This window comes from Clostridium sp. TJA038, from assembly GCF_058310255.1.
This window is the reverse complement of record NZ_JBZEFA010000001.1, coordinates 526461-545004: the sequence shown is the minus strand read 5'-3', so window position 1 is coordinate 545004 and position 18544 is coordinate 526461. Positions and strand designations below refer to the sequence as shown.

17 protein-coding genes are annotated in these 18544 nt (G+C 30.2%); all 17 read right to left on the bottom strand.

Translation table 11 applies throughout. From position 1 onward, the window contains the following. The 17 genes from rbfA to codY all read right to left on the bottom strand — a co-directional run bounded on the left by rbfA (position 1) and on the right by codY (position 18512). Positions 1-351: a 30S ribosome-binding factor RbfA gene (gene rbfA / locus AC4FQV_RS02615; RefSeq protein ID WP_491139026.1), complete on the bottom strand. Its 351-nt coding sequence runs from the start codon at positions 349-351 to the stop codon at positions 1-3. A 21-nt stretch (positions 352-372) separates the two neighbouring features. Then, entirely contained in the window at positions 373-2412 is a 2040-nt protein-coding gene (gene infB, locus AC4FQV_RS02610) for a translation initiation factor IF-2 (RefSeq protein WP_491164252.1), read from the bottom strand. Between the two features lie 29 nt (positions 2413-2441). After that, positions 2442-2744, bottom strand: coding sequence for a ribosomal L7Ae/L30e/S12e/Gadd45 family protein (locus tag AC4FQV_RS02605; protein WP_491164249.1), 303 nt, complete (start codon positions 2742-2744; stop codon positions 2442-2444). Continuing rightward, positions 2737-3003, bottom strand: a complete 267-nt coding sequence (rnpM, locus tag AC4FQV_RS02600) for an RNase P modulator RnpM (RefSeq protein WP_491164246.1) — start codon at positions 3001-3003, stop codon at positions 2737-2739. Before rnpM ends, AC4FQV_RS02605 begins: the two co-directional genes overlap by 8 nt. A 27-nt stretch (positions 3004-3030) precedes the next feature. Beyond that, a complete protein-coding gene (gene nusA, locus AC4FQV_RS02595; protein WP_491164244.1) occupies positions 3031-4128 on the bottom strand; it encodes a transcription termination factor NusA in 1098 nt (365 codons plus the stop codon). Positions 4129-4147: 19 nt separating this feature from the next. Next, positions 4148-4612, bottom strand: coding sequence for a ribosome maturation factor RimP (rimP, locus tag AC4FQV_RS02590; RefSeq protein WP_491139031.1), 465 nt, complete (start codon positions 4610-4612; stop codon positions 4148-4150). Between the two features lie 232 nt (positions 4613-4844). Continuing rightward, a complete protein-coding gene (locus AC4FQV_RS02585) occupies positions 4845-9194 on the bottom strand; it encodes a PolC-type DNA polymerase III (protein WP_491164242.1) in 4350 nt (1449 codons plus the stop codon). A 78-nt stretch (positions 9195-9272) separates the two neighbouring features. Beyond that, positions 9273-10322 carry a flavodoxin-dependent (E)-4-hydroxy-3-methylbut-2-enyl-diphosphate synthase gene (gene ispG / locus AC4FQV_RS02580; protein WP_491164240.1) on the bottom strand — a complete coding sequence of 350 codons (1050 nt, stop codon included), beginning with the start codon at positions 10320-10322 and terminating at the stop codon, positions 9273-9275. Positions 10323-10340: 18 nt separating this feature from the next. Beyond that, positions 10341-11348 carry an RIP metalloprotease RseP gene (gene rseP / locus AC4FQV_RS02575; protein WP_491164236.1) on the bottom strand — a complete coding sequence of 336 codons (1008 nt, stop codon included), beginning with the start codon at positions 11346-11348 and terminating at the stop codon, positions 10341-10343. 11 nt (positions 11349-11359) lie between these two features. Then, complete coding sequence (locus tag AC4FQV_RS02570) at positions 11360-12514, bottom strand: 1-deoxy-D-xylulose-5-phosphate reductoisomerase (RefSeq protein ID WP_491164234.1); 1155 nt, start codon at positions 12512-12514, stop codon at positions 11360-11362. A gap of 225 nt (positions 12515-12739) precedes the next feature. After that, positions 12740-13534 (bottom strand): phosphatidate cytidylyltransferase, encoded by a 795-nt coding sequence (locus AC4FQV_RS02565; RefSeq protein ID WP_491164232.1) that lies wholly within the window; start codon positions 13532-13534, stop codon positions 12740-12742. A 16-nt stretch (positions 13535-13550) separates the two neighbouring features. Then, positions 13551-14312: an undecaprenyl pyrophosphate synthase gene (gene uppS, locus AC4FQV_RS02560; protein ID WP_491139037.1), complete on the bottom strand. Its 762-nt coding sequence runs from the start codon at positions 14310-14312 to the stop codon at positions 13551-13553. 63 nt (positions 14313-14375) lie between these two features. Next, positions 14376-14933 carry a ribosome recycling factor gene (frr, locus tag AC4FQV_RS02555; protein WP_491139038.1) on the bottom strand — a complete coding sequence of 186 codons (558 nt, stop codon included), beginning with the start codon at positions 14931-14933 and terminating at the stop codon, positions 14376-14378. Between the two features lie 13 nt (positions 14934-14946). After that, on the bottom strand, positions 14947-15663 hold the full coding sequence (gene pyrH / locus AC4FQV_RS02550; protein ID WP_491164230.1) for a UMP kinase: 717 nt from the start codon (positions 15661-15663) through the stop codon (positions 14947-14949). A gap of 81 nt (positions 15664-15744) precedes the next feature. Continuing rightward, positions 15745-16656: a translation elongation factor Ts gene (gene tsf, locus AC4FQV_RS02545; RefSeq protein WP_491139040.1), complete on the bottom strand. Its 912-nt coding sequence runs from the start codon at positions 16654-16656 to the stop codon at positions 15745-15747. 82 nt (positions 16657-16738) lie between these two features. Then, positions 16739-17440 (bottom strand): 30S ribosomal protein S2, encoded by a 702-nt coding sequence (gene rpsB / locus AC4FQV_RS02540; protein WP_491139041.1) that lies wholly within the window; start codon positions 17438-17440, stop codon positions 16739-16741. Positions 17441-17735: 295 nt separating this feature from the next. Further along, entirely contained in the window at positions 17736-18512 is a 777-nt protein-coding gene (gene codY / locus AC4FQV_RS02535) for a GTP-sensing pleiotropic transcriptional regulator CodY (protein ID WP_491139042.1), read from the bottom strand. Positions 18513-18544: the final 32 nt, after the last annotated feature.

The following is an 18544-nucleotide window of genomic DNA, read 5'->3' as shown; positions in this document are numbered from 1 at the left end:
TTATTTCTCCTTAATTTGATTTAACAATGATTCAATATACATTGCATTATCTATAGAATTATCTTCTTCAAATAATATTTCAGGAGTACTTCTTAGCTTAACTCTACTTCCAACTTCTTTTCTAATAAATCCAGCTGAATTTTTTAGAGCTTTTAAGCTTTCCTCTTTTTCTTCATCATTTTTAGCGAATAGGCTAACAAAAACTTTAGCGTATCTTAAATCCTTCGTAACTTCAACATGAGTTACACTTACCATAGCTGTTAGTCTAGGGTCTTTTATTTGATTTCTTATGATATCACTTACTTCTTTTCTTACTTCTTCATTTATTCTTTTACCTCTGAAGTTAGCCATATAAATCACCTCTTTATAAAATTAAAGTTCTTTTCTTTGAACTGCTTCCATAGTATATGCTTCTATTATGTCTCCCTCTTTAATGTCATTAAACTTCTCAACACTAAAGCCACATTCATATCCAGCATTTACTTCTTTTACGTCATCTTTAAATCTCTTTAATGATGCTAATTTAGATTCAAAAATAACTATTCCTTCTCTTATAACTCTTACATCAGCATTTCTAACTAATTTACCAGTTAATACATATCCTCCAGCTATTGTTCCAACATTAGAAATTTTGTAAGTAGCTCTTATTTCTGCTGTTCCTAAAATAACTTCTTTGTATTCTGGATCTAACATACCTATCATAGCTGATTTTATATCTTCTATAGCGTCGTATATTACTCTATAAGTTTTAACTTCAACTCCATCTCTTTCTGCAGCTGCTATAGCATTGTTATCTGGTCTAACATTAAATCCTATAACTATAGCATTAGATGCAGCAGCTAGTGTTATGTCTGTTTCTGATATAGCACCAACAGCACCATGAATAACTCTAACCTTTACATCATCAGTTGATAATTTTTCTAAAGATGCTTTTATAGCTTCAACAGAACCTTGTACATCTGCCTTTACTATAACTGAAAGTTCCTTAACTGAACCTTCTTTTATTTGGCTATATAAATCCTCTAAAGAAACTCTATGAGATGTTGCAAAGCTTTCTTGTCTTATTTTTTCTTTTCTAGCTTCAGCCATATTTCTTGCAGTTTTTTCATCTTTAACTACTGTAAATCTATCTCCAGCAGCTGGAACCTCTGAAAGTCCTAAAACCTCAACTGGAATTGATGGACCAGCTTCTTTTATCTTCTTACCTGAATCATCAAACATAGCTCTTATTCTTCCATAAGTGCTACCAACTACAATTGAATCTCCCATGTGTAGAGTACCATTTTGAACTAATAAAGTTGCAACTGCTCCTCTCCCCTTATCTAATTTAGCTTCTACTACTGTTCCTTTTGCTCTTCTTCCTGCATCAGCTTTTAACTCTTGCATCTCTGAAGTTAAAAGAACCATTTCTAATAAAGTATCTATATTTTCTCTAGTTTTAGCTGAAACTGGAACTGCTATTATATCTCCGCCCCAATCTTCAACAACTAACCCATGCTCTGTTAATTCTTGCTTAACTCTATCTGGATTAGCACCTTCTCTATCCATTTTGTTTATTGCAACTATCATAGGAACATTAGCTGCTTTACAATGGTTTATAGCTTCTACTGTTTGTGGCATTATTCCATCATCTGCTGCAACAACTAATATAACTATATCAGTTATTTGAGCTCCTCTAGCTCTCATAGCTGTAAAAGCTTCATGTCCTGGAGTATCTAAAAATGTTAAAGTTTCTCCATTTACTTCAACGGTATAAGCACCTATATGTTGAGTTATACCACCAGCTTCTGTACTTGTTACCTTTGATTTTCTTATAGCATCAAGTAAAGAAGTTTTACCATGGTCAACATGACCCATAACTGTTATTATAGGTGGTCTTTTAGCTAAGTTTTCTTCTTCTACATCAGTATCTTCTTCAAAGTCTTCTAAAGTATTTTCTTCTTCTTTCTCGTAAACTGCAACCTCATATTTTTCTGCAACCTTTTGAGCTGTTTCAAAATCTATTTCTTGGTTTATTGCAGCCATTACTCCTGTAAAGATAAGAGTTTTTATAACATCATTAACTGGTTTATTTAATTTTTCAGCTAACTCTTTAACTGTTATAGTCTTTCCGATTTCAATAACTTCAACATCTTGTTCTAAGTTATCTTCTTCATTACCTTTTTTCTTTTTCTTTTTCTTTTTAGCAGCATTATTAACTTCCTCTGCTAATTCTGCTTCATACTCAGCAACCAATTCACTATTTGCTTCGCTTCCTGCTAAAAGTTCTTTTATTAATGCAGCGTCCTCATCCTCTATAACGCTCATATGGTTTTTAACTTCAACGCCAAACTCATCCATTAATACATTTATAAGAACTTTACTTGGAACTCTTAATTCTTTTGCCAATTCATAAACTCTTATTTTTGACATATATTCACCCCCGAAAATTTTTAGATGAACTAATTATTATTAGAATAAGACAAAAGCTTCTCTGCCATATTCTTATCAGTTACTCCTAATATATTGATTTCACATCTACCTATGCTATAGCCTAATTCTTCTTTCGAAAAATTATCTATATAAGGTATATTATACTCTTTGCAGTATTTAAGGAATTTATCCTTTGAACGATTTGAAATGCTCTTTGAAAAAATAAATAAATAAATTTTATTCTTTTTAAATTCTTCTTCGCATTTATTATAACCTTCTAAAAGTTTTCCTGCTCTCTTTGCAAGACCTAAAAAATTAAGAAACTTATCCATTTTTTATCTCTTCTCTCAATCTATCATAGACTTCATCTCCAATGTTAGATTGAAGATTTTTATTTAATCTCTTTGCTTTAAATGCTTTTTCTAAACACTCAACATTTTTACATATATAAGCGCCTCTTCCTGATTTTTTACCAGTTAAATCTACAGAAACTTCCCCATCAGAATTTTTTACTATTCTTATAAGTTCTTTCTTAGGTTTCATTTCCATGCACCCATTACACATTCTCATTGGAATTTTTTTAGGTTTCATCTTGTCACCTCCAAAGTCTAGAAGCTATTATTCTTCTATTATAATGTCTTCTTCAATAACAACATCTTCATTTGATAATTCTTCTGCTTTAGATTTACTTTTTATATCTATTTTCCAACCAGTTAATTTAGCTGCTAATCTAACATTTTGTCCTTCTTTACCTATAGCTAATGATAATTGACTATCTTCAACTATAACCTTAGCTGACTTAGTTTCTTCATCAGCTTCTACACTTACAACCTTAGCTGGGCTTAAAGCATTTTCTATATATTCAGATGGAGTATTGCTCCATTTTATTATATCAATTTTTTCATTTTTTAGCTCATTTACTATATTTTGAACTCTAACACCCTTAGGTCCAACACAAGCTCCCATAGCATCTACTGACTCATCATTTGAATAAACTGCTATTTTAGTTCTAGAACCAGCTTCTCTAGCTATACTTTTTATTTCAACTATTCCTTCATATATTTCAGGAACTTCTAATTCAAATAATCTTTTAACTAGTCCTGGATGTGTTCTTGAACATAAAACTGAAGCACCTTTAGATGTTTTCTTAACTTCAACTACATATAATTGTAACTTTTCATTAAAATTATATTTTTCTGTAGGCATTTGTTCATTTGGCCCTAAAACACCTTCTATTTTTCCTAAGTCTACAAATACATTACCTTTATCTTTTCTTATTACAGTACCTGGTAATATATCAAACTCTTTTTCAGCAAATTCTGAATAAATTACATTTCTTTCAGATTCTTTTATTCTTTGTATAACCATTTGCTTTGCAAGTTGTGCTGCAACTCTTCCAAAGTTTTGAGGTGTTACTTCTATTTCTACTATATCATCTAATTGATAAATAGCACTAATAGCCTTTGCATCTTCTAAACTTATTTCTGTTACATCATCATAAACTTCTTCAACAACTACTTTTTGAGCGTAAACATGAATATCACCTGTTTTTTCATCACGCTTTACCTTTACATTTTGTGCAGTTGTACCTGAATTTGAAAAATTCTTTTTATAAGCTGCTATTATAGCATCATCTATAGTTTCTAATAAAGCCTCTACTGAAATACCTTTCTCTTTTACTATTTCAGATAATGCCCCTAGAAAATCTTCATTCATTGTTAAACCCTCCTTAAAATTATATCTCCCCTTCAAGGTTCGCTGTTTTAATTTTATCTTTAGGAACTTTTACTTCATTCCCTTCACATTCAACTACTATTTCATCATCATTTACTGCCTTAAGAATTCCTTTTACATTTTTTCTTCCACTTAAAGAACTCTTAAATCCAACAAATACTTCTTTTCCTATAAATCTATTAAAATGCTCATCACTATGTAATCTTCTATTTAATCCTGGTGATGAAACTTCTAAGAAGTAAGCATCTTTTATAGGATCTTCTATATCAAGCATATCACTTAATGCTCTACTTACAATTTCACAATCTCTTAAAGAGATTCTATCTTCTGGCTTTTCTATATATAATCTTAAATAATATTCATTATTTTCTTTTACATACTCAATATGATATAAATCATATCCTTTTTCTTTAACTATAGGAGCACAAAGTGCTTCAAGATCAGCTACAAGTTGTTCTTTTTTCATTATACTTCCCTCCCTTATTAAGTTTTAAATCTTATTTTTATTGTATCCAATAAAGTAAATACCTATTAATTTATATAATAATAGGTATGCAAAAACGCAACTTTATTCTAAGTTGCGTTACAAATAGAAAGAGCGGGCTTTTCTGTCCCACTCCTTTACCTTAAACTATTAGTAAAAAACTTCTACTTATATAGTAACATAGTATATTTTATATTACAAGAAATTTTTAAATTTAGCCAAATAGACTAAGTTGATTACTCTCTTGCATTCCATTTAAACATCCATGATTATCTAAAGTCTCTATTACTGTCTTTGAAACCTTAGACCTAAGTCTTAAATCTTCCTTTGAAATAAATTCTCCATTTTCTCTACATTCAACTATACTCTTTGCTGCATTATCTCCAACACCTTGAAGAGCATTTAAAGGAGGTCTTATTCCATCTTTTTCGATTTTAAATTTTGTTGCTTCTGATTTATATAAATCAACTTTTAAGAAGTTTAAGCCTCTTTTATACATCTCATAAGATATTTCTAAAATCGTTAAAAGTCCTTTTTCTTTTACAGATATATTGTTTCCTAAAGAATTTAATTCCTCCATCTTTGCCTTTATAGCTTCTTCACCTTTACATATTAAATCAGCATCAAAATCGTCTGCTCTTACTGTAAAATATGTTGTGTAGTAAGCTTCTGGGTAATAAACTTTATAATAAGCTATTCTAACTGCCATCATAACATAAGCAACTGCATGGCCCTTTGGAAACATATATTTTATTCTCTTACAAGATTCAATATACCAATCTGGCACATTTTTTTCTCTCATTAAAGCTTCATCTTCTTCACTAAGTCCTTTACCCTTTCTTACCTTTTCCATTATAGTAAAAGCTTTTTTAGGTGGAAGGTCCTTATACATAAGATAAACCATAATATCATCTCTTGTTGCTATACAATCCTTTAATGTAGTGTATCCTTCCTTAATAAAATATTGAGCATTATTAAGCCAAACATCAGTACCATGAGAAAGTCCAGAAATTCTAACAAGGTCAGCAAAACTTTTAGGTTGTGTATCAACTAGCATTTGTCTTACAAACTTTGTTCCAAACTCAGGAAGTCCATAGCTCCCAACTTCACATCCTAATTCTTCCTTAGTTACTCCTAAAGCCTCTGGTGATGTAAATAAACTTATAACCTTTTTATCATTTAAAGGTATAGTCTTAGGGTCTAAATTAGTTAAATCTTGAAGCATTCTAAGAACAGTTGGGTCGTCGTGTCCTAGTATATCAAGTTTTAAAAGTCTACCACTTATTGAATGATAATCAAAATGAGTTGTTATAATATCTGTATTTACATCATCAGCAGGATGTTGTATTGGACAGAAATTATATATTTCATTATCATTTGGAACAACCATAATTCCACCAGGATGTTGCCCACTTGTTCTCTTTATTCCAGTACATCCAATTGTAAGCCTTTCAATTTCTGCTTGTGAAACAACTATATCTCTTTCTTGAAGATATTTTTTAACAAATCCATATGCTGTTTTTTCAGCTACAGTACCTATAGTACCAGCTTTAAATACATATCCCTTTCCAAAAAGAACTTCTGTGTATTTATGAACAACCGCTTGATATTCTCCTGAGAAATTAAGGTCAATATCAGGTTCTTTATCTCCTTCAAATCCTAAGAATGTTTCAAAAGGTATATCATGACCATCCTTTATATATTTAGCTCCACAATCAGGACAATTTTTATCTGGTAAGTCAGCTCCTGAACTTATAGAACCATCTAAGAAAAACTCTGATTTTTTACAATTTGGACATACGTAATGAGGTGGCAACCCATTAACCTCTGTTATATCTGACATTGTTGCTACAAAAGAAGAACCAACGGAGCCTCTTGAACCAACTAGATATCCATCTTCTAAAGATTTAGCAACTAATTTTTGTGCTATAAGATATAAAACAGCATATCCATTATTTATTATAGAATTAAGTTCTTTATCTAATCTTTTTTGAACAACCTCTGGAAGATTTTCTCCATATATACTATGAACCTTATTCATAGTCATATTTCTTATTTCTTCTTCAGCACCTTCTATTTTAGGTGGAAATGTCTCATCTGGTATAGGTTTTACAACCTCAACCATATCAGCAATTTTTTGAGTATTTTCTATTACAACCTCTTCACAAGCCTCTTTTCCTAAATATTCAAATTCCTTAAGCATTTCATCTGTTGTTCTAAAATATAAAGGTGGTTGATTATCTGCATCTCCATAACCTTGACCAGCCATTATTATTCTTCTAAAAACCTCATCATTAGGGTCTAGAAAATGACAATCACAGGTTGCAACTACTGGTCTATCCATTTCTTTTCCTAAATCATATATCTTTTTATTTAAATCTTTAAGTTCTTCTTCATCTTTTACATTACCTTTTCTTATAAGAAATTCATTATTTTCTATAGGTTGAATCTCAAAGTAATCATAAAAGGATGCAATTTCCTTAAGTTCTCCTTCACTTTTGCCCTCTAAAACTGCTTTATACAATTGACCTGCTTCACAGGCAGAACCAATTATAAGCCCTTCTCTATATTGAGAAATTAAACTCTTTGGAAGTCTTGGTCTTCTTGCAAAATAATCTAAATGAGCCATTGATACCAGTTTATATAAATTTTTAATTCCCACTTGATTTTTAGCTAATATTATTATGTGATGTAGAGGTAACTTTTTCACATCTATATTTGATAAATACTTTTCATTTAATGTTTTAACATCATGAATATCCATTTCTTCTTTCATTTTCTTAAAAGAAAATTTTAGTATTTCCGCTGTTGCCTTAGCATCATCTACAGCTCTATGATGATTTTCAAGGCTTATGCCTAAATGCTTAGCAACTAAATTTAATTTTACCTTTTTTAAATCTGGATAAAGATACCTAGCTAAAGGAACTGTATCCATTACAGGATTTTTCAAGTCTTTTCCCATGTCTTTTAAATTCTTTTTTATAAATCCTACATCAAAAGAAGCGTTATGTGCTACTAATACAGAATCACCTACAAAGTCCATAAACTTAGGCAATACTTCCTCTATACTAGGCTGACCATTTACCATATTTTGAGTAATACTTGTAAGCTCGGTAATTTTATACGGAATATTTACCTTAGGGTCTACAAATGTACTAAAAGAATCTATTATTTCTCCATTTTTTAATTTAACGGCACCAATTTCTATAATCTTATCATTTTTGCTTGAAAAGCCTGTTGTTTCTATGTCAAATACCACATACTCATCATCAAAGGATTCATTGTTACTATTAATAACTATTGGTGTTCCATTATCTGCTAAATATCCTTCAACTCCATAAATAACCTTTATATTATTTTTTTTAGCTGCTATTTGAGCATCAGGAAAAGCTTGAACAACCCCATGGTCTGTTATTGCCACAGCCTTATGGCCAAACTTTGCTGCCCTTTCAACAATTTTACTTGCAGAAGTTACAGCATCCATAGAACTCATAGTTGTATGCATATGAAGCTCAACTCTCTTTTCTTTTGCATTATCAGTACGCTCTATCTTTTTCAATTTATTTATATCTCTAGCCATTATTACAACTTCCTTAGCATATGGATCCATAGTAGCTTCCCCTCTAACTTTGCAATAAAGACCTTTTTTAACATTTTCTAAAACATGTTCTTTATCTTTATCTCTTAAAAAACACTTAACAGATATAGAACTTGTATAATCTGTTATAAAAAATGTAAGTATTATTCTTCCTGTTTTAGTTTCAAAAATATCAGTTTTAAACACATCTCCTGAAACAGTAACAATACCAGAACCCATATCTATACTACTTATATCTACACTTTCCCCTTGAATACTTCTTCCAAGTATAGTATTTTCATCCTTAGGTTCATCTTTATAATATTTCTTTTCATAAGTTCCTTTGTTAGAACTTGCTGTTTTATTTTTATTTTCTCCGCCTTCTCTTTTTGAAGATTTTTCTTTTAGCTCTTGTGATTTTATGCTTTCTATAAGTTTTTTAGCTATTTCTTTATTTTCATTTAATTTAGCTTCATTATAATTTTTATCTTCTAAACTTTCATCATAATTAAACTCTACAAGAGAGTTAATTCCAAAAAATGATTTTATGTATCCTTTAATTTCTCTATCTAAACTCTTTTTAGCAACATAATTACATAAAAATTTAGAACCACTTTTTATGGTTATTTTTTCTTCTTTAATTTCCCTAGGAGAATTAATTAAAAACTCTTTTAAAACAGGATGTTTTTCTATGATTTTTTCACAGACATGATTCCAATGTTTTTCTCCTACTTCTTTTAAACTTATATCTGAAATATCTATATAATGCATAATTTCTACATTAACTTCAAAACCTATAGCTTTTTTTATATATTTCTTAATTATATTTTTTTGCTCTTCGCTTAACTTTTCTTTACTTTTTATTAAAGCTCTAAGAATATTGCTTTTTTTAACCAATTGAAACTTAGTTATTTCAAATTCTAAATCATTAAGATTTTCATCTGATTTTATTGACCTGTTAATCTTTTTAACAAACTCATTACTCAAAATCTAAGCCTCCTTTGAATTTTATTTTAAATTATCCCTATACAACATAAAGAAGGGATATTAATCCCTCCTTTAAGCTTAAATTGTTTCTATTATTTTTATAAGTTCCTCAACTAAATCCTCTTCTTTTACTTTTTTAATTATTTCTCCTTTTCTAAAGATAAGACCTTCTCCCTTACCTCCAGCTATACCAATATCAGCTTCTCTTGCTTCTCCAGGGCCATTTACAACACAACCCATAACTGCAACTTTAATATTTTTTTTGCAATCTTTTAATCTTTCTTCAACTTCTTTAGCTATATTTATTAAATCTATTTGGGTTCTTCCACAAGTTGGACATGAAATAAATTCTATTCCATCTTTTACATATCCAAAATTCTTAAGAATTTCTTTTCCAACCTTTATTTCTTCAACAGGGTCACCTGTTAAAGAAACTCTTATTGTATCACCAATACCTTCTGAAAGTAAAGTTCCTATACCTATAGCTGATTTTATTGTTCCTCTCCAAGGTGTACCTGCTTCTGTAACACCTAAATGAAGAGGATAATTTGTCTTTTTAGAAGCTATTCTATAACTTTCTATCATAGTTTCAACATTTGAAGATTTCATAGAAATTACTATATCGTGAAAATCTAATTCTTCTAATATTTTAACATGTTCTAAAGCACTTTCAACTAGTGCTTCTGGGGTAGGTTTACCATATTTAGTTAAAAGTTCTTTTGAAAGCGAACCTGAGTTTACTCCAATTCTTATTGGAATATTTTTTTCTTTACAAGCTTTCACTACCGCTTCTACCTTTTCCCTTGAACCAATATTTCCTGGATTTATTCTTATTGCAGAAACTCCATTTTCTATAGCCTTTAGAGCTAATCTATAGTCAAAATGAATATCTGCAACTAAAGGAATGCTTATTTTTTCTACAATCTCTTTTATAGCAGAAGCTGCCTCCATATCTAAAACTGCACATCTAACTATATCACACCCTGCTTCTTGTAGCTTTTTTATTTGTTCTACAGTAGCCTCTACATCCTTTGTATCTGTATTTGTCATAGATTGGACAGAAACTCTAAAATCTCCTCCAACATATATATTTCCAACTTTAACCTTTCTAGTTTCTTTTCTCTTCACAACTAAGTCCTCCAAACTTTATAGTATCGGGAATATTATATCTTTTATAGTAACCAACACCATAAGTCCCATAAGAAGCATAAAGCCTAAGGTATTTAAAGCTTCAACATATTTAGATGGAATTTCTTTTCTAATTATCATCTGAATAATCTCTATGAAAATTCTTCCTCCATCTAAAGCTGGGAATGGTAAAAGGTTAAATACAGCTAATTGAACACTTAAAAATGCCATAAACCATAAAAGATTACTTATACCTGCTTTTGCAGCTTGACCTGACATTTTAATTATTGTAACAGGACCACCTACATCTGTTTTTAAATTTGCTTTTCCCATAACTATGCTCTTTAAAGCAATAAATGACTGAGATATAAGACTTCTTGTTTTATTAAAACCTTCTTTTACTCCTTGAAGTAAAGTAGGTTTTTCTACAAAATCATAATTTATTCCCACTTGATACATTCCATTTTCATTTACAATAGGCTTTACGGTTTTTGAAATAACCTCATTTCCTCTTTTTATCTCTAAATCAACTGGATTTCCCTTTGCTAGAACTAATCCCATTTTAAAATCTTCTGTAGTATAAATTCTATGGCCATCTATTTTTAGGAATTTATCCCCCTTTTCTATTCCTACTTCCTGTGCTGGAGAATTTGGTAAAACTTTTTCAACCTTATTCTCTGCAAAACCAGTATTCATAGTTAAGCCAATAAAAATCAAAAGGGCTAATAAATAGTTCATAAAAGCTCCAGCCCCCATAACAAGGATTCTTTGAATTGGAGTTTTATTACTTAAGCTTCTTGAATCGTTGCTTTCTTCTTCCTCTCCAAGCATTCTAACAAAGCCACCAAAAGGAAGTATTCTTAAATTATATTCTGTCTCTCCAATCTTCACCCCAAAAAGCTTTGGACCCATTCCAATTGCAAATTCCTCAACATAAATACCATTTAATTTAGCAACAATAAAATGCCCAAGTTCATGAACTACGATTAAAACACTAAAAGCTATTAAAGCAAAAATTATATACACCCTTTTACCTCCTAATTATACTTTTCACATATATACTGTCTAACTTCTTTATCTAAATTTATTACATTATCAAGAGTTACCTCTTTGTTGTAATCAAAAATATTCATACACTCTTTTATTATCTCTGGTATTTGTAAATAACTTATTTTTTTATTTAAGAATAACTCAACGCAAACTTCATTTGCACCATTTAAAATAGTAGGCATAAGTTTTCCTTTTATTCCTGCTTCATAAGCTAATTTTAAGCATTTAAATGTGTTTAAATCTGGCTTTTCAAAGGTTAATTCTCTAATTTTAAATAAATCTAATTTCTCACTAATATTTTCTCCTCTATTTGGATAATTTAAGGCATACTGAATTGGTAATTTCATATCAGGTACTCCTAATTGAGCTATAATAGCGCCATCAGTATATTGTACCATAGAGTGAATTATTGATTGAGGATGTACTACAACTTCTATGTTCTCATAAGAACAATTAAATAGCCAATGAGCTTCTATAACTTCTAAGCCCTTGTTCATTAATGTTGAAGAATCTATTGATATTTTCTGTCCCATATTCCACTTTGGATGTTTAAGAGCCTTTTCTGGAGTTACTAATTTTAAATCATCTATTCTAAATCCCCTAAAAGGTCCTCCTGATGCAGTTAATAATATCTTATCAATTTTATTATGATAGTTTCCTTGTAGTGATTGGAATATAGCACTATGCTCAGAGTCTACAGGAAGAATTTTAACACCATTTTCCTTAGCTTCTCTCATTACAAGTTCACCAGCTACCACTAAAGTTTCCTTGTTTGCTAAAGCTATATCTTTTTTCTTTCTAATAGCCTCAACGGTAGGTCTTAAACCAATCATTCCAACAACTGAAGTAACTACTATGTCAACTTCATCTAAAGTAGCTACCTTTATTAACCCTTCCATACCGTATATTACTTCACAGTTTAACCCTTCTTCTTTTACTAAATTCACAAGCTTTTCATAAGATTCTTTGTGATTTATAGCAACACATTTAGGTGAAAACTCCTTTATTATGTCTAAGGTTAATTTTATATTTCTATTAGCTGTTATACCAACTAATTTGAAAGCATCTTTATGAAATCTTAATACATCTAAAGTCTGTGTTCCTATAGAACCAGTTACCCCTAGTATAGATATTTTCTTCATAACTTTTTCCTCCTAAGTTTTCATTAAAACATAATAGACTAAAATAATCTACTTAGTCTATTCTATTATTTTATATCATTATATACTTAAATACAATAATATACATTTATTATGTTTTTATTTTTAAAAAAGTTATTATATTTATTGCTTACACATAATAAATATACTCAATTTATCTTTTAATATTCTTTTAAATAAAAAAAATGCTTTAGAAAATCTAAAGCATTAAAGTTTTAAAACAAGAGTTAAATAGAAAAATACTACAGTACCAGCAAATAAAATACTATCAAATCTATCTAATATTCCTCCATGTCCTGGTATTAAATTACTATAATCTTTTATTCCAGCATATCTTTTTATAGATGAAGCTACTAAATCACCAAATTGGCAGAAAACTCCACATAATATACCTATTATAAAATAATGATATATCGGTATTGATGGTATGTTGTGAGATATTAATATTCCAAATATTCCACATGCTAAAGTACTTCCTAAAACTCCACCTATAGAACCTTCAATAGTTTTCTTAGGACTAACCTTTGGACATAACTTATGTTTACCAAAGAATCTTCCTGCATAATAAGCTGCTGTATCACAAAGCCAAGAAGCTAAGAATATAAGCCAAACTAAATATTGTCCTCCTGTTTTTGAATTTACTAAGTATATGAAGCTAAAGAAAACGCCTACATATATAAATCCTAATATTGTAACAGCTACATCTATAAATGTATATTTAATATCTAATATAGGAACACAAAGTAAAAGGAAACTTCCTATTATTATCAAAAATGATAAAACTTCAAAATTATTACCTGTTAAATAATATAAAATAAGTAAAATATATCCCGCTATGGAAATAGGCTTTAACTTAGCTACCTTCACAGTTTTATAATATTCATAAAGTCCTGCAAAAGAAAGGGCTATTGTAAGAATCTTAAGCCAAATTCCACCTAAAAATATAAATATAATAAAGGGTGCCATTATAAGTGCCCCTAAATATCTACTATTAGATTTCACAAAATCACCTCTATTTTTATTTAATTCCACCAAATCTTCTATCTCTATTTTGATAATCAAAAATGGCTCTTCTTAAATCTTCACCTTTAAAATCTGGCCAATTTATTGTTGAATACCAAAATTCAGAGTAAGCACATTGCCATAATAAAAAGTTGCTAAGTCTTTGTTCTCCACTTGGTCTTATTATAAGATCTGGATCTGGCATTCCTTTTGTGTATAAATAGTCTTCAAAAGTAGATTCATTAATATCCTCTACCTTTATCTTTCCCATTTTTACATCTTCTACTATATTTTTTACTCCTCTTAATATTTCATCTCTTCCGCCATAATTTAAAGCTAAAGTTAATATTACGCCATCATTATCTTTAGTCTTATCCTTAGCCCATGCAATAGCTTGTCTAGGCTCCTCTGGAAATTTTGAAATATCTCCTATAGTTTGAACTTTTACTTTATTTTTATCAAGTTCATGAATTTCTTCCTTAATAAATTCAATTGCTAATTTCATAAGAGCATTTACTTCTTCTTCTGGTCTTTTCCAATTTTCAGTAGAAAAAGCATATAAAGTTAAGTACTTAACCCCTAATATTTCACACTCTTTTACTATGCTCTTTATAGTTTTAACTCCTGCTCTATGACCCATAGTTCTTGGAAGACCTCTTTTTTTTGCCCATCTTCCATTACCATCCATTATTATAGCAATATGTTTTGGCATGTTTTCTTTATCTAAAGTTATTTCTTCTAAAGTTTCATTTGATTTTTTCCCAAAAATCTCTAACATAGAGCTTCCTCCTTATAATTTAATTATAAAATAAAAAACCTGCTAAAGAGCAGGTTTTTTAAATTAAATTGACATAATCTCTTTTTCTTTAGCTGCAACTATATTATCTATTTCTTTAACAAATTTATCAGTTACTTTTTGGATGTCATCTTCACCCTTTTTCATTTCATCTTCAGTTATAGTTCCTTCTTTTTTGAAATTCTTAACTTTATCATTTGCATCTTTTCTTATAGATCTTATAGCAACTTTAGCTTGCTCTCCAACTTTTTTCACATTCTTAACTAAATTTTTTCTAGTTTCTTCAGTTAATTCTGGAACTAAAAGTCTTATTATAGTACCATCATTGTTTGGATTTATTCCTAAATCTGATTTTAAGATAGCCTTTTCTATTTCCTTAAGCATTGGTTTTTCCCAAGGTGTTATAACTAATAATCTTGGTTCTGGTGATGAAACATTAGCTACTTGATTTAAAGGACACATACTTCCATAATACTCAACTTGAATTCTATCTAACATAGTTGGGTTTGCTCTTCCAGCTTTCATTGTAGCTAATTCTGAATTTAATGAATTTATAGTTTTATTCATTTTTTCTTCTGATTTTTTTATAACGTCCTTAATCATTTAAAACTCCTCCTTATTTTTTGCTACTTACTATTGTTCCTATATTTTCTCCTAAAACAACCTTTTTGATGTTCTCAGGATTATCTAAAGCAAATACTAATATAGGGATATCATTGTCCATACAAAGTGATGTTGCTGTTGAATCCATTACTTGTAAACCTTGTTCAAGTACTTCTATATATGATAATTTGTCATATTTTTTAGCATCATCATATTTATGTGGATCTTTATCATAAACTCCATCAACCTTTTTAGCTAATAAAATTACATTAGCTTCTATTTCAGCGGCTCTTAAAGCTGCTGCTGTATCAGTTGAAAAATAAGGGTTTCCTGTTCCTGCTCCAAATATTACTACTCTACCTTTTTCTAGGTGTCTCATAGCTCTTCTTCTTATATAAGGTTCTGCAATTTCTTTCATTTCTATAGCTGTTTGTACTCTAGTGTCTACTCCTAAAGATTCTAAAGAATCTTGAAGTGCTAAAGCATTTATAGAAGTTGCTAACATCCCCATATAGTCAGCAGTTGTTCTATCCATACCTTCTCCACTTCTGCCTCTCCATATGTTTCCGCCACCTACAACAGCTCCTACTTCTATGCCCATATCAACAAGTTCTTTTACTGCTTTTGCTATGTCCATTGCTATATTAAAATCTATCCCAAAACCATTTTCACCTGCTAAAGCTTCACCTGATAACTTAAGCATAACTCTTTTGTATTTACAAGTTCCCATCTTAAACCTCCAAAACGCTGAAATTTTTAATTTTATATCTATATTCTAAAAAAAGAGAACACAATGTGTTCTCTTATGTTATTATTTTCCGCCCATTTTAGCTACTTCTTCAGCGAAGTTTTCTTCTTTCTTTTCGATTCCTTCTCCTCTTTCGAATCTTACGAACTTAGTTATAGTTATTGGAGAACCTACTTCTTTTGATTTTTCTTCTAATAATTTAGCGATTGACTTGTCGCCATCTTTTACCCAAGCTTGATCTAAAAGACAAACTTCTTTACAGTATTTTTTGATTCTTCCCATTACCATCTTATCAACGATGTGCTCTGGTTTTCCTTCGTTAAGAGCTTGAGCTCTGTATATTTCTTTTTCTTTTTCTAAAGATTCTTGATCTACATCAGCTTCTGATAAGAATAGTGGGTTTGCAGCAGCTATTTGCATACAAACATCTTTAGCAACTTCAGCTAATACTGGTGATTGAGCATCACAAGCTAACTCAGCCATAACACCTATTCTTCCGCCACCATGAATGTAGCTTTGAACTATTCCATTTTCTATAGCAAATCTTTCGAATCTTCTAACGCTCATGTTTTCACCGATTTTAGCTATTAACTCAGTTAAAACTTCTTGAACAGTTTTATCTCCGTCTAATTTTTCTGCTAATAATTCTTCTACAGTATTTACATTTGAGTTAGCAACTAATTCTGCTACTCTTCCTGCAAATCCAACAAATTCTTCGTTTAAAGCAACGAAATCAGTTTCACAGTTGATTTCAACTATTGAACCTTTTTTCATATCTTCAGATACGTAAGTTTTAACTATACCTTCAGCGGCTACTCTTCCAGCTTTTTTAGCTGCAGCTGCTAATCCTTTTTCTCTTAAAACTTCAACTGCTTTTTCCATATCTCCATTAGTTTCAGTTAGCGCTTTTTTACAATCCATCATTCCTGCGCCAGTTCTTTCTCTTAACTCTTTAACTGCTTTAGCTGTTATCATTGAAATTCCTCCTGACTATTTAATTAAAAGGTAAACAAAGCATAAGAGAGCTTCATCTACCTTTTCAGTATTTATCTTAATATTACTCTGCTAATTGCTCGCCTTGTCTTCCTTCGATTATAGCGTCTGCCATTTTACCAGCTATTAATTTAACTGCTCTTATAGCATCGTCATTTCCTGGAATTACGTAGTCAACTTCTTCTGGGTCACAGTTAGTATCAACTATAGCTACTACTGGGATTCCTAATATTTTAGCTTCTGCTATTGCATTTTTTTCTTTTCTTGGGTCAACAACGAACATAGCTCCTATGTTTGAAGCATCTAATTCTTTGATTCCGCCTAAGTTTCTTTGTAATTTTTCTCTTTCAAGTTTTAACTTGATTACTTCTTTCTTAGGTAAAACATCAAATGTTCCGTCTTGTTCCATTTCATCTAATTTGTTTAATCTGTTTATTCTTGTCTTTATAGTTGAGAAGTTAGTTAACATTCCTCCTAACCATCTGTGGTTAACGAAGTACATGTTTGATCTTTCTGCTTCTTCTTTAACAGCTTCTTGAGCTTGTTTTTTAGTTCCAACGAATATTACGTCTTTACCAGCTTCTGATACTTCTCTTATAAAGTTGTAAGCTTCTTCAGCTTTCTTTACAGTTTTTTGTAAATCGATTATGTATATACCGTTTCTTTCTGTAAAGATGTAAGGAGCCATTTTAGGGTTCCATCTTCTTGTTTGATGTCCGAAATGAACACCAGCTTCTAATAATTGTTTCATTGAAATTACTGACATTATTTTTTCCTCCTAGATTGGTTATTTCCTCCACTATCTTCCTTACTATAAGCACCACTTATATAAGTAGCACCAGCCTATAGATTCGATAATGTGTGTATTTGTTACCTTTGATAGTATAACATAGGGTTTTAAAAGTATCAACAAGATTTTTAAAAGTTTTTTAAAATAATAAATACTACATATTAAAATTCTTGTTATGTAAAAAATTCAAAAAATCTTTTTAAAAATATTATTTCTCTTTTTATATTTTTTATAAAAATAAGAGGGCATAAAATCCCCCTTTAACCTTAAACTATTTTATCTTTTTAAGTTCATCCATTAATTTTTCATTTAAAATTTTTATATGAGTACCTTTCATACCAAGACTTCTAGATTCAATAACTCCTGCACTTTCAAATTTTCTAAGGGCATTTACTATAACTGACCTTGTTATTCCAACTTTATCAGCTATTTTAGAGGCAACTAATAATCCTTCGTCTCCCTTTAACTCACTAAAAATATGTTCAACAGCTTCTAACTCTGAATAAGATAGGGTACCAATAGCTAGCTGAACCACTGCCTTTTTGCGTGCTTCTTCTTCTATTTCTCCCTGTCTAGCTCTTAAAAGCTCCATTCCAACTATTGTAGCACTATATTCTGCTAAAACTAAATCATCATCATTAAATTCTTCCCCAAACCTTGCTAATAATAAAGTACCTAACCTTTCTCCATTACCAATAACGGGAACAATAGTTGATATTTTCTTAGAAATAATACAATCTCCTACTCCCTCAAAAACACAAATCCCCCTATTAGGTATGTTAGCAATTGTATCTTGAATGTTTATTAATTTATTATTGTAGTCTTCTGGGAATTTTCTATCAACAACAACTTTTTCTTTCATTATGTCACACTCAAATTTTTCAAAAAAGGAATATCCTAATATATCACCTTTTCTTCCAACTAAATATACATTACATGACATAACTTCACTTAATAATTGGCATATATCTCCAAAAGCTATAGCTTCAGTACCTGATTTTTGTAAAATCTTATTTAATCTTCTAGTTTTACTAAGTAGTGTCGACATTATATCCTCCTCGCACCATTTTACAAAAGATG